General features: G+C 52.5%; 20 protein-coding genes. 13 read left to right on the top strand and 7 right to left on the bottom strand.

The features are described 5' to 3' along the window. Window positions 1-11: 11 nt before the first annotated feature. Window positions 12-830, bottom strand: coding sequence for a DUF72 domain-containing protein (locus tag AL515_RS14820; RefSeq protein WP_061068081.1), 819 nt, complete (start codon window positions 828-830; stop codon window positions 12-14). Further along, a complete protein-coding gene (locus tag AL515_RS14815; RefSeq protein WP_061068080.1) occupies window positions 827-1,393 on the bottom strand; it encodes a hydrolase in 567 nt (188 codons plus the stop codon). Before AL515_RS14815 ends, AL515_RS14820 begins: the two co-directional genes overlap by 4 nt. A 287-nt stretch (window positions 1,394-1,680) precedes the next feature. Between AL515_RS14815 and aspS the strand changes: the two genes are divergently transcribed. The 6 genes from aspS to ruvB all read left to right on the top strand — a co-directional run bounded on the left by aspS (window position 1,681) and on the right by ruvB (window position 6,937). After that, window positions 1,681-3,453, top strand: a complete 1,773-nt coding sequence (gene aspS / locus AL515_RS14810; protein WP_061068079.1) for an aspartate--tRNA ligase — start codon at window positions 1,681-1,683, stop codon at window positions 3,451-3,453. A 1-nt stretch (window position 3,454) separates the two neighbouring features. Further along, a complete protein-coding gene (gene nudB / locus AL515_RS14805; RefSeq protein WP_040232398.1) occupies window positions 3,455-3,898 on the top strand; it encodes a dihydroneopterin triphosphate diphosphatase in 444 nt (147 codons plus the stop codon). A gap of 28 nt (window positions 3,899-3,926) precedes the next feature. After that, complete coding sequence (locus AL515_RS14800) at window positions 3,927-4,670, top strand: YebC/PmpR family DNA-binding transcriptional regulator (RefSeq protein WP_003833836.1); 744 nt, start codon at window positions 3,927-3,929, stop codon at window positions 4,668-4,670. Between the two features lie 34 nt (window positions 4,671-4,704). Then, window positions 4,705-5,226 carry a crossover junction endodeoxyribonuclease RuvC gene (ruvC, locus tag AL515_RS14795; protein ID WP_061068078.1) on the top strand — a complete coding sequence of 174 codons (522 nt, stop codon included), beginning with the start codon at window positions 4,705-4,707 and terminating at the stop codon, window positions 5,224-5,226. Between the two features lie 80 nt (window positions 5,227-5,306). After that, the gene (gene ruvA / locus AL515_RS14790; RefSeq protein ID WP_016153412.1) at window positions 5,307-5,918 is read left to right on the top strand and encodes a Holliday junction branch migration protein RuvA; all 612 of its coding nucleotides are present in this window, start codon (window positions 5,307-5,309) and stop codon (window positions 5,916-5,918) included. An 8-nt stretch (window positions 5,919-5,926) separates the two neighbouring features. After that, a complete protein-coding gene (gene ruvB / locus AL515_RS14785) occupies window positions 5,927-6,937 on the top strand; it encodes a Holliday junction branch migration DNA helicase RuvB (RefSeq protein WP_048211369.1) in 1,011 nt (336 codons plus the stop codon). Between the two features lie 91 nt (window positions 6,938-7,028). Here the strand turns inward: ruvB and znuB are convergent, their stop codons facing one another. Both znuB and znuC read right to left on the bottom strand, forming a co-directional pair. Further along, window positions 7,029-7,814, bottom strand: a complete 786-nt coding sequence (gene znuB / locus AL515_RS14780; protein ID WP_048211370.1) for a zinc ABC transporter permease subunit ZnuB — start codon at window positions 7,812-7,814, stop codon at window positions 7,029-7,031. After that, a complete protein-coding gene (gene znuC, locus AL515_RS14775) occupies window positions 7,811-8,566 on the bottom strand; it encodes a zinc ABC transporter ATP-binding protein ZnuC (RefSeq protein WP_048211371.1) in 756 nt (251 codons plus the stop codon). The genes znuB and znuC overlap by 4 nt, the downstream gene beginning before the upstream one ends. 78 nt (window positions 8,567-8,644) lie before the next feature. On the opposite strand from znuC, the gene znuA reads away from it, so the two are divergent. The 3 genes from znuA to lpxM all read left to right on the top strand — a co-directional run bounded on the left by znuA (window position 8,645) and on the right by lpxM (window position 12,016). After that, a complete protein-coding gene (gene znuA / locus AL515_RS14770) occupies window positions 8,645-9,589 on the top strand; it encodes a zinc ABC transporter substrate-binding protein ZnuA (RefSeq protein ID WP_005120703.1) in 945 nt (314 codons plus the stop codon). Window positions 9,590-9,604: 15 nt separating this feature from the next. Next, window positions 9,605-10,924: a murein DD-endopeptidase MepM gene (mepM, locus tag AL515_RS14765; protein ID WP_071887356.1), complete on the top strand. Its 1,320-nt coding sequence runs from the start codon at window positions 9,605-9,607 to the stop codon at window positions 10,922-10,924. Between the two features lie 120 nt (window positions 10,925-11,044). Further along, window positions 11,045-12,016 carry a lauroyl-Kdo(2)-lipid IV(A) myristoyltransferase gene (gene lpxM / locus AL515_RS14755; protein WP_061068077.1) on the top strand — a complete coding sequence of 324 codons (972 nt, stop codon included), beginning with the start codon at window positions 11,045-11,047 and terminating at the stop codon, window positions 12,014-12,016. A gap of 86 nt (window positions 12,017-12,102) precedes the next feature. On the opposite strand, the gene pyk is transcribed toward lpxM, so the two are convergent. Further along, complete coding sequence (pyk, locus tag AL515_RS14750; RefSeq protein WP_048211374.1) at window positions 12,103-13,545, bottom strand: pyruvate kinase; 1,443 nt, start codon at window positions 13,543-13,545, stop codon at window positions 12,103-12,105. Window positions 13,546-13,664: 119 nt separating this feature from the next. Continuing rightward, on the bottom strand, window positions 13,665-14,534 hold the full coding sequence (locus tag AL515_RS14745; protein WP_003034893.1) for a MurR/RpiR family transcriptional regulator: 870 nt from the start codon (window positions 14,532-14,534) through the stop codon (window positions 13,665-13,667). Between the two features lie 367 nt (window positions 14,535-14,901). Between AL515_RS14745 and zwf the strand changes: the two genes are divergently transcribed. The 3 genes from zwf to kdgA all read left to right on the top strand — a co-directional run bounded on the left by zwf (window position 14,902) and on the right by kdgA (window position 19,098). After that, a complete protein-coding gene (gene zwf, locus AL515_RS14735; RefSeq protein WP_061068076.1) occupies window positions 14,902-16,377 on the top strand; it encodes a glucose-6-phosphate dehydrogenase in 1,476 nt (491 codons plus the stop codon). Between the two features lie 233 nt (window positions 16,378-16,610). After that, on the top strand, window positions 16,611-18,422 hold the full coding sequence (gene edd / locus AL515_RS14730; RefSeq protein ID WP_061068075.1) for a phosphogluconate dehydratase: 1,812 nt from the start codon (window positions 16,611-16,613) through the stop codon (window positions 18,420-18,422). Between the two features lie 34 nt (window positions 18,423-18,456). Beyond that, window positions 18,457-19,098 carry a bifunctional 4-hydroxy-2-oxoglutarate aldolase/2-dehydro-3-deoxy-phosphogluconate aldolase gene (kdgA, locus tag AL515_RS14725; protein WP_003034901.1) on the top strand — a complete coding sequence of 214 codons (642 nt, stop codon included), beginning with the start codon at window positions 18,457-18,459 and terminating at the stop codon, window positions 19,096-19,098. Window positions 19,099-19,200: 102 nt separating this feature from the next. Here the strand turns inward: kdgA and purT are convergent, their stop codons facing one another. After that, on the bottom strand, window positions 19,201-20,379 hold the full coding sequence (gene purT, locus AL515_RS14720; protein ID WP_061068074.1) for a formate-dependent phosphoribosylglycinamide formyltransferase: 1,179 nt from the start codon (window positions 20,377-20,379) through the stop codon (window positions 19,201-19,203). A gap of 131 nt (window positions 20,380-20,510) precedes the next feature. Here purT and yebG point away from each other — a divergent pair, with 131 nt between their 5' ends. After that, on the top strand, window positions 20,511-20,801 hold the full coding sequence (yebG, locus tag AL515_RS14715) for a DNA damage-inducible protein YebG (RefSeq protein WP_048211378.1): 291 nt from the start codon (window positions 20,511-20,513) through the stop codon (window positions 20,799-20,801). The last annotated feature ends 97 nt before the right edge of the window (window positions 20,802-20,898 follow it).

Raw genomic sequence — 20,898 nt, 5'->3', positions numbered from 1 at the left:
AGGTGGCATTTTCAGAAAAGAGAAGATTGCTGTGGAATCGACGGTGCTGATCCGATCTCTGGCAGGGCACTACGTAAATCTGCCCATAGCGTGTCTACCAGCTCAGGAGCCTGTGCGATATCCGGCGTGTGCAAAAACAGGTATGGCGTGCTGGTCTGTTGCCAGAGTGGCAACTTTGCCAGCCAGGCGGCGAAAAATGCCCGGTTCTGAGCCATATCATCGCTACCGATAAAACGGACCATCGGGTGGGTTGCCGTCACCACCGCATGCACCGGGACCTTAGGTTTCTTACGTTGAGCATCGCGTATCGCTTCCGTGTGTGGGATCGCGGCATGGACCGGACGGCTGTCTAAAATGACCCGATTAATTCCGCGTTCATGCAGACCCCGATTGAGCCGGATCTCTGATTCACCTTTCGCAAAGAAATCCGGATGACGAACCTCGACACCGTAGGTAAACGTTTTAGGGAGGGCATCGAGGAATTGCCACAGGGCAGGGAGGTCACGCGGGCCGAACGTGGCAGGTAGCTGCAACCAGTATTGTCCGATACGGGCATCCAGTGGCGACATGCGCGCGAAAAATTCCTGTACCAGGTCATCACAATTACGCAGCGCAGCCTGATGTGAAATGGTGGCCGGAAACTTAAAACAAAATCGAAACGCATCGGTGGTCTGTGCCTGCCAGCGCGCAACAATCTCAGCTTTTGGCAGTGCGTACAGCGTGGTGTTGCCTTCCACACAGTTAAAGTGGCGGGCATATTCTTCCAGACTGGTGATCCCCAGACGCACCCACTTTGGGTGCGACCACTGGGGTAAGCCGATATAGATCATAACGCTTGCAGGATCTCGTCCACGCGGCGTACGCGGGCAATACGTGGGAAAATATGCGTCATGCTGCCCTTATGCTGGTCGGTGCTGGCGGCACTGCAGGCGTCTTCAGCAACGATCAGGCTAAAACCCAACTCCCAGGCGTTACGCGCGGTGGATTCGACGCCGATATTGGTGGAGATACCGCACAGGACGATGGTGTCGATACCACGACGGCGCAATTGCAGTTCCAGGTCAGTACCGTAGAATGCTCCCCACTGGCGCTTGGTGACCTCCAGATCTGTCGCACACTTTCCCAGCGCTTGTGGGTATTCCCACCAGTTGTCGGGTAATGCTTTGGCTGGCGCTTGGGCATCAACCGGTTGTTTTAGCGCGTCGGCATAATCCGCAGACCAGCCGACGCGAACCATCACCACTGGTGAACCGTTAGTACGGAATTTTTCCGCCAGTTGTGCCGCGCGGGCGACGACGTCGTTTGCCGAATGAGGCCCACCCGCGAAAGGCAGGATCCCTTCCTGTAGATCGATGACGACAAGAGCGGTTGTTTTTGCGTTCAGTTCCAGCATGGTGACTCCAGTAAAAAAAGATTTCCGTTACACCTTAATCGCGAATCTGTGTGAAAGGGGTGACAATTTTTGTTATTTTTTGTGAGATTACGCAATACCCGCTTAGGAAACACGCGTACAGTCAGTACCGGACTGAGAGTCTATCCCAGTAGGCTCTTATCGTGCGGCAGAATTTCCAGTATAATAGCCGCCTTTTTTCATTCAGTTGTGACATTCAGCTAAAGCTGCGACTTGGTCATCTGCCGGGCAGATGACAATCCGCCTGCGGCAAAGTTAAGGGATATCTCATGCGTACAGAATATTGCGGACAGCTACGTCTGTCCCACGAGGGGCAGCAGGTGACTCTGTGTGGTTGGGTCAACCGTCGTCGTGATCTTGGTAGCCTGATCTTTATCGATATGCGCGACCGCGAAGGTATCGTGCAGGTATTTTTCGATCCGGACCGTGCGGACGCGTTAAAGCTGGCCTCCGAACTGCGTAATGAGTTCTGCATTCAGGTAACGGGCACCGTGCGTGCGCGTGACGCGAAAAACGTCAACGCTGATATGGCGACTGGCGAAATTGAAGTGCTGGCCTCCGATCTGGTCATTATCAACCGTTCAGATTCACTGCCGCTCGACTCTAACCACGTAAATACTGAAGAAGCTCGTCTGAAGTACCGCTACCTCGATCTGCGTCGCCCTGAAATGGCGCAGCGCCTGAAAACGCGTGCCAAAATTACCAGCCTGGTGCGTCGTTTCATGGACGACCATGGCTTCCTCGACATCGAAACGCCGATGCTGACGAAAGCGACGCCAGAAGGTGCGCGTGACTACCTGGTACCGTCTCGCGTACATAAAGGTAAATTCTACGCGCTGCCACAGTCTCCTCAGTTGTTCAAACAACTGCTGATGATGTCTGGCTTCGACCGCTACTACCAGATTGTAAAATGCTTCCGTGACGAAGACTTACGTGCTGACCGCCAGCCTGAATTTACTCAGATCGATGTTGAGACCTCCTTCATGACCGCACCGCAAGTGCGTGAAGTGATGGAAGCGCTGGTGCGTAATCTGTGGCTGGAAGTAAAAGGTGTGGACCTGGGCGATTTCCCGATCATGACCTTTGCTGAAGCTGAGCGTCGTTACGGTTCCGATAAGCCGGATCTGCGTAACCCGATGGAGCTGGTGGACGTTGCTGATTTGCTGAAATCTGTTGAATTCGCCGTGTTCTCTGGTCCGGCTAACGATCCGAAAGGGCGTGTAGCGGCTCTGCGCGTACCTGGCGGCGCTGCACTTAGCCGTAAGCAGATCGACGATTACGGTAACTTCATTAAGATCTACGGCGCGAAAGGTTTGGCATACATTAAAGTCACTGAGCGTGCGAAAGGTCTGGAAGGGGTAACCAGCCCGGTGGCCAAGTTCCTGAATGCTGAAATCATTGAAGCCATTCTGGAACGTACTGGCGCGCAAGACGGTGATATGATCTTCTTCGGCGCCGACAACAAGAAAGTGGTTGCCGACGCGATGGGGGCTCTGCGCCTGAAACTGGGTAAAGACCTGAACCTGACCGACGAATCCAAATGGGCGCCGTTGTGGGTTATCGACTTCCCAATGTTTGAAGACGATGGTGAAGGCGGTCTGACCGCGATGCACCACCCGTTCACCTCGCCGAAAGACATGACGGCAGCTGAGCTGAAAGCTGCGCCGGAAGATGCGGTTGCCAATGCGTACGATATGGTTATCAACGGCTACGAAGTAGGCGGCGGTTCTGTACGTATCCATAACGGTGATATGCAGCAGACCGTATTCGGTATTCTGGGTATCAACGAACAAGAGCAGCGCGAGAAATTCGGCTTCCTGTTGGATGCGTTAAAATACGGTACACCGCCGCACGCGGGCCTGGCGTTTGGTCTGGATCGTCTGACCATGCTGCTGACCGGTACTGATAACATCCGTGACGTTATTGCTTTCCCGAAAACGACGGCTGCCGCGTGTCTGATGACTGAAGCGCCGAGCCTGGCCAATGAAGCTGCGCTGGCGGAACTGAGCATTCAGGTTGTTAAGAAGGCCGAGAATAACTGATATGGCATATAAACAGCCTGTCTCGGTGTTAGTCGTGATTTATGCAAAGGACACCGGGAGAGTGCTGATGTTACAGCGACGCGACGATCCTGATTTTTGGCAGTCGGTCACCGGCAGCCTTGAAGAAGGTGAAACCGCGTCGCAAGCCGCCCTGCGCGAAGTAAAGGAAGAGGTCGCCATTGATGTTGCGCGTGAGCAACTGACCTTAATTGACTGCCAGCGCACGGTGGAGTTTGAGATTTTTAGTCATTTACGTCATCGCTATGCGCCAGGAATTGTACGTAATACCGAGTCCTGGTTTTGCCTGGCACTGCCCACTGAACGAGAGATCGTGTTCACCGAACATTTGACCTACCGTTGGGTTAATGCGCATGAGGCGGCACAGTTAACCAAGTCGTGGAGTAACCGGCAGGCGATTGAAGAGTTTGTAATTAACGTCGCCTGAGAAGGCGCGCTTTTTGGAGAGATTATTTATGGCAGGTCATAGTAAATGGGCCAACACCAGACATCGTAAAGCAGCGCAGGATGCTAAGCGCGGTAAGATCTTCACCAAAATCATTCGTGAGCTGGTGACGGCGGCTAAATTGGGTGGTGGCGATCCAGATGCTAACCCGCGTCTGCGCGCAGCGGTTGATAAAGCGCTGGCAAACAACATGACACGTGACACTCTGAACCGTGCAATCGCGCGCGGTGTGGGTGGTGATGAAGATTCCAATATGGAAACCATCATCTATGAAGGTTACGGTCCTGGCGGTACAGCCGTTATGATTGAATGTCTGTCTGACAACCGTAACCGTACCGTTGCGGAAGTGCGCCACGCATTCACTAAAACAGGCGGCAACCTCGGTACCGACGGTTCTGTCGCATACCTGTTCAGCAAGAAAGGCGTGATCTCCTTTGAGCAAGGCGACGAAGACGCAATCATGGAAGCGGCACTGGAAGCCGGTGCTGAAGACGTTGTAACCTTCGACGACGGCGCGATTGACGTTTACACCGCGTGGGAAGAGATGGGTAAAGTTCGTGATGCACTGGAAGCGGCAGGTCTGAAAGCGGACGCGGCTGAAGTTTCTATGATCCCATCCACCAAAGCGGATATGGATGCAGAAACAGCGCCGAAACTGATGCGTCTGATCGATATGCTGGAAGATTGCGATGACGTGCAGGAAGTTTACCACAACGGCGAAATCTCCGATGAGGTTGCAGCTACGTTAGAATGATGTGGTTAAGCCATAAAATAACAGGAGATGCGTGATGTCTATCATACTCGGCATTGATCCGGGGTCGCGCATTACCGGTTATGGCGTAATCCGTCAGGTCGGCAGACAGTTGACCTACCTCGGCAGTGGTTGTATTCGCACCAAAGTTGACGATCTCCCGTCACGCCTGAAATTGATATACGCGGGGGTGACGGAAATCATCACCCAGTTCCAGCCGGATTATTTTGCCATCGAGCAGGTCTTTATGGCGAAAAATGCCGATTCGGCGCTTAAGCTGGGGCAGGCGCGCGGCGTGGCGATTGTTGCTGCGACCAATCAGGATCTTCCGGTGTTTGAGTATGCTGCCCGACAGGTTAAACAAACCGTCGTCGGTATCGGCAGCGCGGAAAAAAGCCAGGTACAACACATGGTGCGTACGCTGCTCAAACTCCCGGCTAACCCTCAGGCGGATGCTGCGGATGCGCTGGCGATTGCCATTACCCACTGCCATGTCAGCCAGAACGCCATACAAATGAGTGAGTCGAGGTTGAATTTAGCGCGCGGTAGGTTACGTTAGTGACAAATGAGGCTGGATATCTATCCAGCCTTTTTTTATGATAGCGCATTACCTTTTAGCCCTTAACGCAGGAGCGTCATGTGATAGGCAGACTCAGAGGCATCATTCTTGAAAAACAACCCCCACTGGTCCTTCTGGAAACGGGCGGGGTAGGCTATGAAGTGCATATGCCGATGACCTGTTTCTACGAGCTGCCGGAAGCCGGGCAGGAAGCGATCATCTTCACGCATTTTGTGGTGCGCGAAGACGCACAGCTGCTGTATGGCTTTAACAATAAGCAAGAGCGCACGCTGTTTAAAGAGCTAATTAAAACCAACGGTGTGGGGCCGAAGCTGGCGCTGGCGATCCTCTCCGGTATGTCTGCGCAGCAGTTTGTCAATGCCGTTGAGCGCGAAGAGCTTGGCGCACTGGTGAAATTACCGGGCATCGGTAAGAAAACGGCAGAGCGATTGATCGTCGAAATGAAAGACCGTTTTAAAGGACTGCATGGCGATCTCTTTACCCCGGCGGCAGATCTGGTCCTGACCTCGCCGGCAAGTCCGGCAACGGACGATGCCGAGCAGGAAGCGGTTGCTGCGCTGGTGGCGTTGGGCTATAAACCACAGGAAGCCAGCCGCATGGTGAGCAAAATTGCCCGCCCTGATGCCAGCAGTGAAACCCTGATTCGTGAAGCGCTTCGCGCGGCGCTGTGAGGTAGAGGATGATTGAAGCAGACCGTCTGATTTCGGCTGTCAGCACGACCCCTGAAGATCTGGTGGATCGTGCGATCCGCCCTAAATTGCTGGAAGAGTACATTGGTCAGCCGCAGGTGCGTTCGCAAATGGAGATTTTTATCCAGGCGGCGAAGCTGCGCGGTGACGCGCTCGACCATCTGCTGATTTTCGGTCCTCCGGGTCTCGGTAAAACCACGCTTGCCAATATTGTTGCCAATGAAATGGGCGTTAATCTGCGTACTACGTCCGGTCCGGTACTGGAAAAAGCAGGCGACCTGGCGGCAATGCTCACCAACCTTGAACCACACGATGTGTTGTTTATCGATGAAATCCATCGTCTGTCACCGGTCGTGGAAGAAGTATTGTATCCGGCAATGGAAGACTATCAGCTGGATATCATGATTGGCGAAGGCCCGGCAGCACGTTCAATTAAAATCGATCTGCCGCCGTTTACGCTAATCGGCGCAACAACCCGCGCGGGGTCGTTAACGTCTCCACTGCGTGATCGCTTTGGGATTGTACAGCGCCTGGAATTCTATCAGGTGGCTGACCTGCAGCATATTGTTGGACGCAGTGCCCGCTTTATGGGGCTGGAGATGAGTGATGAAGGCGCGCTGGAAGTGGCGCGGCGGGCACGTGGTACGCCGCGTATTGCCAACCGTTTATTGCGTCGGGTACGCGATTTTGCTGAAGTGAAGCATGACGGCACCATCTCGGCGGATATCGCCGCCCAGGCACTGGATATGCTCAATGTGGATGCGGAAGGCTTCGATTATATGGACCGTAAGCTGCTGCTGGCGGTTATCGATAAATTCTTCGGTGGTCCGGTAGGACTGGATAACCTGGCGGCGGCAATCGGCGAAGAACGTGAAACCATTGAGGACGTGCTGGAACCGTATCTGATTCAGCAAGGTTTTCTGCAGCGTACGCCGCGCGGAAGAATGGCAACGGTACGGGCCTGGAACCATTTCGGGATCACGCCGCCGGCAATGCCTTAATCCCCAATAATGCCGGATGGCGCTACGCTAATCAGGCCTACGGTATGATGTAGGCAGGATTAGGTGAAACCGCCATCCGGCGAAATACCACTCAGCTCGCTTGCTTCTTCATCATACTGAAGATAAACAGCAGTGCAGCACAAAGCACCACGGATGGTCCTGCTGGCGTATCATAGAACGCTGAGAAGGTCAGCCCGCCTGTAACCGCTATCATCCCAACGCCCACGGCAACACCGGCCATCTGTTCGGGTGTACGGGCGAAACGACGTGCGGTAGCCGCAGGAATTATCAGCAGTGAGGTGATAATCAGTGCCCCGACGAATTTCATCGCCACACCAATAGTGAGTGCAGTGACCAGCATCAGCAATAGCTTGACACGTTGCAGCTTCACGCCATCGACAAATGCCAGATCCGGGCTGATAGTCATCGACAACAGGTTACGCCACTGCCAGAACAATATCGCCAGAACGATAACCACGCCAATGGCAATGGCCACCAGATCTTCTGGGGTGACGGCGAGCAGATCGCCAAACAGATAGGCCATCAGATCCACACGGATGTTGGACATCAGGCTAACAACAACCAGCCCTAATGACAGCGCACTGTGCGCCATAATACCGAGCAGGGTATCAATCGCGAGATGCGGGCGTTTCTCCAGCCATACAAGGCCTGCGGCCAGCAACAGGGTGACGGCGATAACCGCATAGAAAGGGTTTACATCCAGCAGCAGGCCAAAGGCGACCCCCAGCAGCGACGCATGAGCCAGCGTATCGCCGAAATAAGACATTCGACGCCAGACTACAAACGAGCCAAGCGGGCCAGCAGCACAGGCCAGCATGATCCCGGCTAACCAACCGGGTAATAATAATTCAATCATGAGTGACCATTTCCCCGGCGTAAAACAATGCGACCCTGTAAATCGTGGCGATGATTATGGTTGTGACGGTAAATTCCGAGTTGTTCAGCGCCGCGTTGCCCGAACATAGAAATGAATTCAGGGTGCATAGAAACCACCTCTGGCGTGCCGGAGCAGCAAATGTGGTGGTTCAGACACAGGACTTCGTCGGTTTTTGCCATGACCAGATGCAGGTCATGGGATACCATCAGCACGGCGCAATCCAGCTCACGTCGCAACTGATCGATAAGATCGTACAGTGCAACCTGACCATTCACATCCACGCCCTGAGTCGGTTCATCGAGCACCAGGAGCTGCGGTTTATTGAGCAACGCACGGGCCAGCAAGACACGCTGTGTTTCCCCGCCGGACAGTTTTTGCATCGGCGCATCCATCAGATGCCCGGCCTGAACACGCTTCAGCGCAGGGAGAATGTCGGTTTTCTTTGTGCCAGGACGTAAGCGCAAAAAGCGACTCACCGTCAGCGGAAGTGTTGTATCGAGGTAGAGTTTTTGCGGTACATAGCCAATCCGCAAATGCCCGTTGCGCTTGATAACCCCTTCATCAGCCGCTACCAGCCCCAATACAACGCGCACCAGCGTAGACTTTCCGGCCCCATTCGGGCCAAGAAGCGTTAAAATTTTGCCGGGTCGAAGTTCAAGCGATACGTCAGAAAGGACGCGGCGTTGACCATAAGAGACCGAGACATTTTCCAGTGAAACCAAAGTCGTCATATCAATTTTAGTCTTGCAGAAGTTATAGAATGTTATAATATCACATTTCTCACATTCGTTACGATGATTGGTCGCATTATGTTACATAAAAATACGCTTCTTTTCGCAGCATTATCCGCTGCTCTTTGGGGTAGTGCAACTCAGGCAGCAAATGCTGCTGTAGTGGCGTCACTTAAGCCGTTGGGCTTTATTGCTTCAGCGATTGCAGATGGGGTTACAGACACCCAGGTTCTGTTGCCTGACGGGGCTTCCGAACACGATTATTCGCTGCGTCCTTCAGACGTAAAACGCTTACAGAACGCGGACTTAGTTGTTTGGATAGGTCCGGAAATGGAGGCGTTTATGGAAAAGTCAGTCAAGAATATTCCTAACGCAAAACAGGTAACGATTGCGCAGCTCAATGACGTGAAACCGTTACTCATGAAAGGCGCTGACGATGATGATGACGATCATGGGCATAACGACGCTCACGGCGAAAAAAGTGACGAGCATCACCATCATGGTGATTACAACATGCATCTTTGGCTTTCCCCAGAGATAGCGCGGGCCTCAGCGGTTGCAATCCATGATAAATTAGTGGAACTTATGCCGCAAAGTCGAGCCAAACTTGACGCCAACCTGAAGGATTTTGAGGCACAATTAGCCGCAACCGATAAGCAGGTAGGTAACGAGCTCGCACCGCTCAAGGGTAAAGGGTATTTCGTTTTTCATGACGCCTATGGCTACTACGAAAAACACTACGGGCTAACACCGCTTGGTCACTTTACCGTGAACCCTGAGATTCAACCTGGTGCGCAGCGTTTACATGAAATAAGAACACAGTTGGTTGAGCAAAAAGCAACCTGCGTTTTTGCTGAGCCACAGTTCAGGCCAGCGGTCGTTGAAGCCGTAGCGAGAGGGACATCCGTTCGAATGGGAACGTTGGATCCCCTCGGAACGAATATCAAACTGGGTAAAACAAGCTATTCAGCGTTTCTGAACCAATTAGCCAACCAGTATGCGAGCTGCCTGAAAGGAGATTAATGAGGAAGTGAATACGTGCAACAGATAGCCCGCTCTGTCGCTCTGGCGTTTAATAATTTGCCGCGACCCCATCGTGTTATGTTGGGGTCGCTTACTGTTCTGACATTGGCCGTCGCAGTCTGGCGGCCTTATGTATACCATCCCGACTCTGCACCCATCGTTAAAACCATTGAGCTGGAAAAAAGCGAGATACGTTCACTGTTGCCAGAGGCCAGCGAACCTATCGATCAAGCCGCTCAGGAAGATGAAGCTATCCCTCAGGACGAACTTGATGACAAGACCTCTGGCGAGGCCGGGGTTCACGAGTATGTTGTCTCTACCGGCGATACGCTGAGCAGTATTCTGAACCAGTACGGCATTGATATGGGCGATATCAGCCAGCTTGCCGCATCTGATAAAGATCTACGTAATCTGAAAATTGGCCAGCAACTTTCCTGGACACTGTCTTCGGAAGGTGATTTGCAGCGCCTGACCTGGGAAGTCTCCCGCCGTGAAACTCGTACTTATGATCGTACAGCAACGGGTTTCAAAATGAGCAGCGAAATGCAGCAGGGCGACTGGGTCAACAGCCGAATCAACGGTACGGTGGGCGGTAGTTTTGTCGCCAGTGCAAGAGATGCCGGCCTGACCAGCTCTGAAATCAGCGCAGTGATTAAAGCGATGCAATGGCAGATGGACTTTCGCAAGCTGAAGAAAGGCGATGAGTTCTCCGTTTTGATGTCTCGCGAGATGCTGGACGGTAAACGCGAACAAAGCCAACTGCTGGGCGTTCGTTTGCGCTCTGAAGGCAAGGATTATTACGCGATCCGTGCTGAAGACGGTAAATTCTATGACCGTAACGGGACCGGGCTTGCTAAAGGGTTTATGCGTTTCCCTACGGCGAAGCAGTTCCGTATTTCGTCAAACTTCAATCCGCGTCGCCTGAATCCGGTAACCGGGCGCGTTGCACCGCACAAAGGTGTCGACTTTGCGATGCCGCAAGGTACGCCGGTGCTGTCAGTCGGTGATGGCGAGGTGGTTGTCGCGAAACGGAGTGGCGCGGCCGGATACTATGTTGCTGTTCGTCACGGTCGTACTTACACCACCCGTTACATGCACCTGCGTAAGCTGCTGGTTAAACCGGGGCAAAAAGTGAAACGTGGCGATCGCATTGCGCTGTCAGGTAACACCGGGCGTTCTACGGGCCCGCACCTGCACTACGAAGTATGGGTCAACCAGCAGGCTGTGAACCCGTTGACGGCAAAACTGCCGCGTACGGAAGGGTTGAGCGGTTCGGATCGTACCGAGTACCTGGCTCAGGTGAAAGAGGTTCTGCCTCAGTTACGCTTCGATTAATAAATACACTGACAGAGCCGGTACGCTATGCGTGCCGGCTTTTTTATTTTGTACGGGACACGGTGCGCCGCTACACTATCAGCAGATTTACTTTTTCGCGGCCCCCGATACTGGAAGAGCATGGAAACGAAAAAAAAGAGTATTGAGTATATCCCTGAGTTTCAAAAATCATTCCGTCACCCGCGCTACTGGGGCGCCTGGCTTGGCGTGGCAGCGATTGCAGGGATTGCATTAACGCCCGCGTCATTTCGCGATCCCGTTCTGGCGAAACTGGGGCGGCTTGCCGGACGGCTGGGGAAAAGTTCGCGTCGTAGAGCGCTTATTAATTTATCCCTCTGTTTTCCGGAGCGCAGCGAAGCCGAGCGTGAGGCCATCGTTGATGAGATGTTTGCGACTGCGCCTCAGGCGATGGTTATGATGGCAGAATTAGCCATGCGCGGTCCGGAGAAAATCCAGCACCGCGTTGACTGGCAGGGCCTGGAAATTATCGATGAGATGCGACGTAATGAGGAAAAGGTGATTTTTCTCGTCCCTCACGGCTGGGGTGTTGATATTCCGGCAATGCTGATGGCAGCTCAAGGCCAGAAAATGGCAGCGATGTTCCATAACCAGGGTAATCCGGTATTTGACTATGTCTGGAATACGGTACGTCGACGTTTCGGCGGTCGTTTACATGCACGTAACGACGGTATTAAACCTTTTATTCAGTCGGTACGGCAGGGATACTGGGGATATTACTTACCGGATCAGGACCACGGCCCGGAGCACAGCGAGTTTGTCGATTTCTTCGCGACCTATAAGGCAACGTTACCGGCGATTGGCCGCCTGATGAAGGTTTGTCATGCACGCGTAATACCGCTATTCCCGGTGTACGATGGTAAAACGCATCGCCTGACGATTCAGGTACGCCCACCCATGGATGACATTCTGACGGCCGATGACCATACCATTGCCAGACGGATGAATGAAGAAGTGGAGATTTTTGTCACCCCACATCTTGAACAATACACCTGGATTCTGAAACTGCTAAAGACCCGCAAACCCGGCGAGATTGAGCCCTATAAGCGCAAAGATCTCTATCCGAAGAAATAAAAAAAGCCTCTCGTTCGAGAGGCTTTTTTGTATCAGGCGACCTGTGCGCCTGATAAGCGAGTAATATCAGGCAGTCAGCAGCGTCGTTATTCTACAGTCAGAATACGTGTGGTGTTGGTGGAGCCGATGGTGCTCATGACATCACCCTGGGTCACAATCACCAGATCGCCTGACACCAGGTAGCCTTTGTCGCGCAGCAGATTGACCGCTTCGTTGGCAGCCATTACACCGTCAGTTTCGCTGTCAAAGTGGACCGGTGTAACCCCACGATACAGAGAGGTCAGATTCAGCGTACGCTCATGACGAGACATCGCGAAAATTGGCAGGCCAGAACTGATGCGTGATGTCATCAGCGCAGTACGACCGGACTCGGTCATGGCGATGATAGCGGTAACGCCTTTCAGATGGTTCGCGGCATACATCGCTGACATGGCGATAGCTTCTTCGACATTATCAAACTGTACGTCCAGACGGTGTTTAGAAACGTTGATGCTCGGGATTTTCTCTGCACCCAGACATACGCGAGCCATAGCTGCGACGGTTTCCGCCGGGTACTGGCCTGCCGCAGTTTCGGCAGACAGCATGACGGCATCAGTCCCATCCAGCACGGCGTTTGCCACGTCCATGACTTCCGCACGCGTCGGCATTGGGTTAGTGATCATTGATTCCATCATCTGCGTTGCGGTAATAACCGCACGGTTCAGCTGACGTGCGCGACGGATCAACGCTTTCTGAATACCAACCAGCTCCGGGTCACCGATTTCCACGCCCAGGTCACCACGCGCAACCATTACCACGTCAGAGGCAAGGATGATGTCATCCATCGCATTCTGGTCGCAGACGGCTTCAGCACGCTCTACCTTGGCAACAATTTTCGCATCGCAGCCAGCGTCGCGCGCCAGGCGGCGGGCATAATTCAGATCTTCGCCACAGCGAGGGAAAGAAACCGCCAGATAGTCAACGCTGATTTGCGCTGCAGTAATGATGTCTGCTTTGTCTTTTTCCGTCAGAGCTTCAGCAGAAAGGCCACCGCCAAGTTTGTTGATGCCTTTGTTGTTGGAGAGCGGGCCACCGACAGTGACTTCGGTGAAGACTTTCATACCCTGAACTTCCAGCACTTTGAGCTGTACGCGACCATCATCCAGCAGCAGGATATCGCCCGGCACAACGTCAGCAGGCAGGCCTTTGTAATCGATGCCGACTTTTTCTTTGTCGCCTTCACCTTTACCGAGGTTGGCGTCTAACAGGAATTTGTCGCCAACATTGAGAAATACTTTACCTTCTTTAAAGGTCGATACGCGGATTTTAGGTCCCTGCAGGTCACCCAAAATAGCTACATGACGTCCCAGTTTGGCGGCAATCTCACGGACTTTATCCGCCCGCAATTTGTGATCTTCTGGAGAGCCGTGCGAAAAGTTCATACGTACAACGTTCGCCCCAGCGGCGATAATTTTTTCAAGGTTGTTATCGCGGTCAGTTGCCGGGCCTAAGGTGGTAACGATTTTGGTTCTGCGAAGCCTTCTGGACATGTAATACTCCGTTGACTGAAACAACTTGGTGTTGCGTGAACATTAATCCGGCCGTTCTCGAACATAAACGGTAAAATGAACGACCCGGATGATAAAAGGGTAGAACATTGTTATTGCTTTTAGCGGTCATCACTCTTGATGAGTAATTCTTTATCAAAACGCGATTCCTTGAGCGCTTCCTTGACACGCTTCAAGTTATCTCTAAATTTTGCCCCACGGCGCAAAGTAAATCCCGTAGCCAGCACATCTATCACGGTAAGTTGAGCAAGTCGAGAGACCATAGGCATATAAATGTCAGTATCTTCCGGTACATCGAGGGTAATTGCCAGCGTTGCTTCACGTGCCAGCGGAGTACCAGGAGATGTCAGGGCAATCACCATGGCATCGTTTTCTCTTGCCAGTTGTGCCAGTTCCACCAGACTTTTGGTTCTTCCGGTGTGTGAAATGAGCACAATGACATCGTCATCACTACAATTCATACAGCTCATGCGTTGCAGTACGATGTCGTCGGAATAGATAACCGGAACGTTAAAGCGGAAAAATTTATTCATCGCGTCATGTGCTACCGCGGCGGAAGAACCTAAACCAAAGAAGGCAATTTTCTTCGCCTGGGTTAATAAATCTACTGCCCGGTTTACCGCTGCGTTATCCAGCGACTGGCGAACGTGGTCGAGGCTTGCCATCGCTGACTCGAAGATTTTCCCCGTGTAAGATTCAACGCTGTCATCCTCATCCACATTGCGATTAACATAAGGGGTACCATTTGCCAGACTTTGTGCCAGATGCAGTTTAAAATCAGGAAAGCCGCGGGTGTCCATGCTGCGACAGAAACGGTTCACCGTTGGCTCGCTGACATTCGCTTCTACAGCAAGTGCGGCGATACTTGAATGGATTGCCCGCTCGGGAGAGGCAAGAATAATGTCGGCGACTTTACGCTCTGACTTGCTCAAATGTTCCAGTTTTAACTGGATTTTTTCCAGCATATTCATGATGTAGGTAGACTCATGGGTCATGGGCAAAAACGATTTCAGCGATACGGGGAAACCGATACACAATTTAGTGTATAGATATTACCCCTGCTAATGCAGCAACGGGGCAAAATGGACAGAATAGTTGTTGTTTTTTTTCATTACATGATCGGAGTCGGATTTTCATACTTCGTCATGGGTACGAAAAATACGACTTTTTTATCCATTTTGATGGGTTATACGCCAATAAAGCGGCTGTTCGCGGTAACAGCACGGCTGGATAAGCGTTTACGGTTTCCGGATTCACGTAAAAGCAGTACAGTGCACTGTAATAAAATTACAACCAGTGTCTGGCAAAAGCACCAGGCACTTAATTGAGGAGAATGACATGGCGGTAACGCAAACAGCCCAGGCATGTGACCTGGTCATTTTCGGTGCGAAGGGCGACCTGGCGCGACGGAAATTGCTGCCTTCCCTGTATCAACTGGAAAAGGCCGGCCAGATTAACCCGGAAACCCGTATCATTGGGGTTGGGCGTGCTGATTGGGACAAAGCTGCCTATACCAAGGTTGTACGCGAAGCGCTCGAAACTTTCATGAAAGAAAAAATTGATGAAAGTTTATGGGAAACTCTCAGTGGCCGTCTGGAGTTTTGTAACCTGGACGTCAATGACACCGCCGCATTTAGCCGTCTGGGCGAGATGCTGGATCAAAAATCACGTACCACGATTAACTATTTCGCTATGCCGCCAAGCACCTTTGGCGCGATCTGCAAAGGCTTGGGTGAAGCAAAGCTGAATGCTAAACCCGCTCGCGTGGTGATGGAAAAACCGCTGGGCACGTCTCTGGCGACATCCCGTGAAATCAACGATCAGGTTGGCGAATACTTCGAAGAGTGCCAGGTTTATCGTATTGACCACTATCTCGGGAAAGAGACGGTCCTGAACCTGTTGGCACTGCGTTTTGCCAACTCCCTGTTTGTGAACAACTGGGATAACCGCACTATCGATCACGTAGAAATTACCGTGGCTGAAGAGGTCGGTATTGAAGGCCGCTGGGGCTATTTTGACCAGGCCGGTCAAATGCGCGATATGATCCAGAACCACTTGCTGCAAATCCTCTGCATGATCGCAATGTCCCCTCCGGCTGATCTGAGCGCCGACAGCATTCGCGATGAGAAAGTGAAGGTCCTGAAATCGCTGCGTCGCATCGATCGCTCGAACGTGCGTGAAAAAACGGTTCGCGGCCAGTACACCACTGGTTTTGCCCAGGGTAAAAAGGTACCGGGTTACCTGGAAGAAGAGGGCGCGAATAAGAGCAGCAATACGGAAACGTTTGTGGCGATCCGCGTCGATATCGATAACTGGCGTTGGACGGGTGTACCGTTCTACCTGCGTACCGGTAAACGTTTACCAACCAAGTGCTCTGAAGTGGTGGTTTACTTCAAAACACCTGAGCTGAATCTGTTTAAAGAATCCTGGCAGGATCTGCCGCAGAACAAGTTGACTATTCGTTTGCAGCCTGATGAAGGGGTTGATATCCAGGTACTGAACAAAGTGCCGGGTCTGGACCACAAACATAATCTGCAGATCACTAAGCTGGATCTGAGCTACTCAGAAACCTTCAACCAAACGCACCTGGCCGACGCCTATGAGCGCCTGCTGTTGGAAACCATGCGCGGTATTCAGGCTCTGTTTGTGCGTCGCGATGAAGTCGAAGAAGCCTGGAAGTGGGTGGATTCAATTACTGAAGCCTGGGCGATGGATAACGAGTCGCCGAAGCCTTATCAGGCAGGAACCTGGGGACCGGTTGCGTCTGTGGCCATGATTACCCGTGACGGTCGTTCCTGGAACGAATTCGAGTAAAAGATCATCTAGCCATTAGGTGTTATTTTACCGGTAACATGATCTAACACAGATTGTAGAATAATTTTTGCACTTTTAAACCTCGCGTGGATTCACCCGCGAGGTTTTTTTTATTACACTGCCTGAAACGATTTTGCCCCTGAGCTACGGCTAACAAGCGATTCAGCTACATTTAGTAATGCTGAATACATTGTTTAACCAACCGCTCTGACAGATAAATTTTAGGAGCCTCTATGAATCCGAATTTGTTACGCGTAACACAACGTATCGTCGAACGTTCCCGGGACACGCGTTCCGCCTACCTCGCTCGAATCGAACAGGCTAAAACGACTACCGTCCATCGCTCACAGCTGGCATGCGGCAATCTGGCGCATGGTTTTGCCGCCTGTCAGCCGGAGGATAAAGCCTCGCTCAAAAGCATGTTGCGTAACAATATCGCGATCATTACCTCCTATAACGACATGCTTTCCGCACACCAGCCGTATGAACACTATCCGGCCATCATTCGCAAAGCACTACATGAAGCCAATGCGGTGGGCCAGGTTGCTGGTGGCGTACCTGCGATGTGCGACGGTGTGACCCAGGGCCAGGACGGTATGGAGCTTTCTCTGCTAAGTCGTGAAGTCATTGCGATGTCAGCGGCTGTGGGGCTCTCACACAATATGTTCGACGGTGCGTTGTTCCTCGGTGTATGTGACAAGATTGTCCCGGGCCTGGTCATGGCGGCGCTTTCCTTTGGTCATCTGCCTTCAATCTTCATCCCTTCAGGCCCGATGACGAGTGGTCTGGCGAACAAAGAGAAAGTGCGTATTCGTCAACTGTATGCCGAAGGCAAAGTGGATCGTATGGCACTGCTCGAATCCGAGGCTGCGTCTTATCATGCGCCGGGTACCTGTACGTTCTACGGCACCGCTAACACCAACCAGATGGTAGTGGAGTTCATGGGCATGCAGTTGCCAGGCTCCTCTTTTGTTCACCCGGATGCACCACTGCGTGAAGCATTGACCGCAGCGGCGGCCCGTCAGGTAACACGTCTGACCGGTAACGGTAATGAGTGGATGCCGATCGGGAAAATGATCGATGAAAAAGTGGTTGTGAACGGTATTGTGGCACTGCTGGCGACCGGCGGTTCAACCAACCATACGATGCACCTGGTAGCCATGGCGCGTGCAGCCGGTATTCTGATTAACTGGGATGACTTCTCCGATCTATCCGATATCGTGCCGCTGATGGCGCGTCTGTACCCGAATGGCCCGGCAGACATTAACCATTTCCAGGCTGCTGGCGGTGTGCCTGTATTAATGCGTGAACTGCTGAATGCGGGTCTGTTACATGAAGATGTGAACACTGTCGCTGGATTCGGTTTATCGCGCTACACCCTGGAGCCGTGGCTCAACAATGGTGAACTGGACTGGCGCGAAGGTGCGGAAAAATCACTGGACAGCAATGTGATTGCCGCCTTTGAACAGCCATTCTCCCATCACGGCGGCACTAAAGTACTGAGCGGTAACCTGGGGCGTGCGGTGATGAAAACCTCAGCTGTTCCAGTTGAAAATCAGGTGATTGAAGCGCCTGCAGTTGTTTTCGAAAGTCAGCATGATGTGTTACCGGCGTTTGATGCGGGTCTGCTTGACCGGGATTGTGTGGTCGTTGTGCGCCATCAGGGACCAAAAGCGAACGGAATGCCAGAATTACATAAACTCATGCCGCCACTTGGTGTATTATTGGACCGTTGTTTCAAAATTGCGTTAGTTACCGATGGACGACTTTCAGGTGCTTCAGGTAAAGTGCCTTCAGCAATCCATGTAACTCCAGAAGCTTACGATGGCGGGCTGCTGGCGAAAGTGCGCGATGGCGACATCATTCGTGTGAATGGACAGACAGGTGAATTAACGCTGCTGGTTGATGAAGAGGAACTTGCTTCCCGTCAGCCTCACATCCCTGACCTTAGCGCTTCGCGCGTGGGTACCGGGCGTGAAATGTTCAGCGCGTTGCGTGAAAAGCTGTCCGGTGCGGAGCAGGGCGCAACCTGTATCACTTTTTAAGACTTAATTTGTAATCAGGCGAGAGAAAACTCTGATGAAAAACTGGAAGACAAGTGCAGAAGCAATCCTGACCACTGGCCCGGTTGTACCGGTTATTGTGGTTAACAAACTGGAACACGCTGTGCCGATGGCAAAAGCGTTAGTTGCAGGGGGCGTGCGCGTTCTGGAAGTGACGTTACGTACCGCATGTGCGATGGATGCCATTCGCGCGATCGCCAAAGAAGTTCCGGATGCTATCGTTGGTGCGGGTACCGTACTGAATCCACAACAGCTGGCTGAAGTCACCGAAGCGGGTGCACAGTTCGCCATCAGCCCGGGTCTGACCGAGCCGCTGCTGAAAGCCGCAACTGAAGGCACTATTCCGTTGATCCCGGGTATCAGCACCGTTTCTGAACTGATGCTGGGTATGGACTACGGTTTGAAAGAGTTCAAATTCTTCCCGGCTGAAGCGAACGGCGGTACGAAAGCGCTGCAGGCGATTGCGGGTCCGTTCTCACAGGTCCGTTTCTGCCCAACCGGTGGTATCTCTCCAGCGAATTACCGCGACTACCTGGCACTGAAAAGCGTACTGTGCATTGGCGGTTCCTGGCTGGTTCCGGCGGATGCGCTGGAAGCGGGTGATTACGATCGTATCACCAAACTGGCTCGCGAAGCGGTTGAAGGCGCGAAGCAGTAAGCTATCAACGTGTAAACCGAAGGCCCGATAAGAGGCGTTAGCGCCGATATCGGGCTTTGCCGGATGGGGTTTTACTGCCTCATCCGGTCTACGGCTCCGGTTTTAACCTGTCACTTTTACCTGTGAAGCCGCGTTTTTTGCGCGATCAACAGCTTCTTCAACACTTTCTGCAGTTGCCAGTACGACACCTAAACGACGCGTACCGTCGATTTCGGGTTTACCAAACAGACGTATCTGCAAACCCGCGCCAACGGCAGCATCCACATTATCAAAGGTAACGTTTTGGCTGCTTAGCTGCGGCAGGATCACCGCTGATGCTGACGGCCCATACTGGCGGATTGCGCCAACGGGAAGACCAAGGAATGCACGCACGTGCAGGGCAAACTCGGACAGATCCTGAGAAATCAGCGTCACCATACCCGTGTCGTGAGGGCGAGGGGAGACTTCGCTGAAAATCACTTCATCACCGCAGACAAACAGTTCGACCCCAAACAGTCCGTGGCCTCCCAGCGCCAGCACCACCTTACGGGCAATCTCCTGCGCGCGCGCCAGTGCCAGTTCACTCATCTGCTGCGGCTGCCAGGATTCACGATAGTCGCCGTCTTCCTGGCGATGTCCAACCGGTGCGCAAAAATGTACGCCGTCAATGGCGCTGACGGTAAGCAGTGTGATTTCAAAATCAAAATTCACTACGCCTTCGACGATAACGCGTCCGGCACCAGCCCGACCGCCCTGTTGAGCATAGTCCCAGGCTGCAGCGAGCTGATCGGCTGAACGGATAAAGCTCTGGCCTTTACCGGAAGAACTCATTACCGGTTTTACGATGCAGGGATAGCCGATTTCAGCGACGGCCTCGCGAAAGCGGACTTCACTGTCAGCAAAGCGGTAAGAAGAGGTCGGTAAAGACAATTCTTCGGCGGCAAGTCGACGGATCCCTTCCCGGTTCATGGTCAGTTGCGTTGCTCTTGCACATGGCACGACACGCTGGCCTTCCTGCTCCAGTTTTACCAGCATATCCGTGGCGATCGCCTCGATTTCCGGCACGATATAATGTGGTTTTTCACGCTCGACGAGCTGGCGTAATGCATCACCATCCAACATGTTGATGACGTAGGAACGATGAGCAACGTGCATCGCTGGCGCGTCGGGGTAACGATCCACGGCAATGACTTCCACACCCAGGCGTTGACATTCAATTGCCACCTCTTTACCCAGTTCTCCCGAACCTAATAACATCACTCGCGTTGCTGCTGGACGCAGCGCTGTGCCTAATAACGTCATAAATTAATCCCCTGTTTTATCTGGGCGCAGTATATACGAAAACGTTTGCGTCTGTCTTTATTACCAGGTTGATTTCAGGGCTTAAAAAGAATATACTGTACATAAATACAGGTAATTTAAGAGGCTGCAAAATGGCGGTTGAAGTTAAATACGTAGTCATTCGGGAAGGTGAGGAAAAAATGTCGTTTACCAGCAAAAAGGAAGCCGATGCGTATGACAAAATGCTGGATACAGCGGATTTGCTCGATACATGGCTGGAGCAATCGCCGGTAGCGCTTGAAGACGAGCAGCGCGAAGCGCTTTCCCTGTGGCTGGCTGAGCAAAAAGATGTGCTAAGCGCCATCCTCAAAAACGGCAAGCTGCCTTCTCCACAGGTGGTCGACAACGACGCGCACGCTGAGGATGATACCCAGGCGGCCTGAAGCGACTTGCGCTCCTGATATTTTGTACCATGCTTTTCCCTGAATCATTGTGCAATCCCTGACGTTATTTCCCGTTGCTACAGGCAATCTGAATGAC

This window comes from Citrobacter sp. FDAARGOS_156 (assembly GCF_001559235.2).
GTDB classification, from domain to species: Bacteria; Pseudomonadota; Gammaproteobacteria; order Enterobacterales; family Enterobacteriaceae; genus Citrobacter; species Citrobacter youngae.
Note: the sequence above shows the minus strand (reverse complement) of the source record. Positions and strands in the feature narration are given on the sequence as shown.

Coding starts and splice junctions, on each gene's coding strand:
- znuA (WP_005120703.1), top strand. CDS start 8,645: ATGTTACATAAAAATACGCTTCTTTTCGCAGCATTATCCGCTGCTCTT.
- edd (WP_061068075.1), top strand. CDS start 16,611: ATGAATCCGAATTTGTTACGCGTAACACAACGTATCGTCGAACGTTCC.
- purT (WP_061068074.1), bottom strand. CDS start 20,379: ATGACGTTATTAGGCACAGCGCTGCGTCCAGCAGCAACGCGAGTGATG.
- AL515_RS14820 (WP_061068081.1), bottom strand. CDS start 830: ATGATCTATATCGGCTTACCCCAGTGGTCGCACCCAAAGTGGGTGCGT.
- ruvB (WP_048211369.1), top strand. CDS start 5,927: ATGATTGAAGCAGACCGTCTGATTTCGGCTGTCAGCACGACCCCTGAA.
- pyk (WP_048211374.1), bottom strand. CDS start 13,545: ATGTCCAGAAGGCTTCGCAGAACCAAAATCGTTACCACCTTAGGCCCG.
- AL515_RS14815 (WP_061068080.1), bottom strand. CDS start 1,393: ATGCTGGAACTGAACGCAAAAACAACCGCTCTTGTCGTCATCGATCTA.
- zwf (WP_061068076.1), top strand. CDS start 14,902: ATGGCGGTAACGCAAACAGCCCAGGCATGTGACCTGGTCATTTTCGGT.
- yebG (WP_048211378.1), top strand. CDS start 20,511: ATGGCGGTTGAAGTTAAATACGTAGTCATTCGGGAAGGTGAGGAAAAA.
- znuC (WP_048211371.1), bottom strand. CDS start 8,566: ATGACGACTTTGGTTTCACTGGAAAATGTCTCGGTCTCTTATGGTCAA.
- AL515_RS14800 (WP_003833836.1), top strand. CDS start 3,927: ATGGCAGGTCATAGTAAATGGGCCAACACCAGACATCGTAAAGCAGCG.
- nudB (WP_040232398.1), top strand. CDS start 3,455: ATGGCATATAAACAGCCTGTCTCGGTGTTAGTCGTGATTTATGCAAAG.
- znuB (WP_048211370.1), bottom strand. CDS start 7,814: ATGATTGAATTATTATTACCCGGTTGGTTAGCCGGGATCATGCTGGCC.
- AL515_RS14745 (WP_003034893.1), bottom strand. CDS start 14,534: ATGAATATGCTGGAAAAAATCCAGTTAAAACTGGAACATTTGAGCAAG.
- ruvC (WP_061068078.1), top strand. CDS start 4,705: ATGTCTATCATACTCGGCATTGATCCGGGGTCGCGCATTACCGGTTAT.
- aspS (WP_061068079.1), top strand. CDS start 1,681: ATGCGTACAGAATATTGCGGACAGCTACGTCTGTCCCACGAGGGGCAG.
- lpxM (WP_061068077.1), top strand. CDS start 11,045: ATGGAAACGAAAAAAAAGAGTATTGAGTATATCCCTGAGTTTCAAAAA.
- kdgA (WP_003034901.1), top strand. CDS start 18,457: ATGAAAAACTGGAAGACAAGTGCAGAAGCAATCCTGACCACTGGCCCG.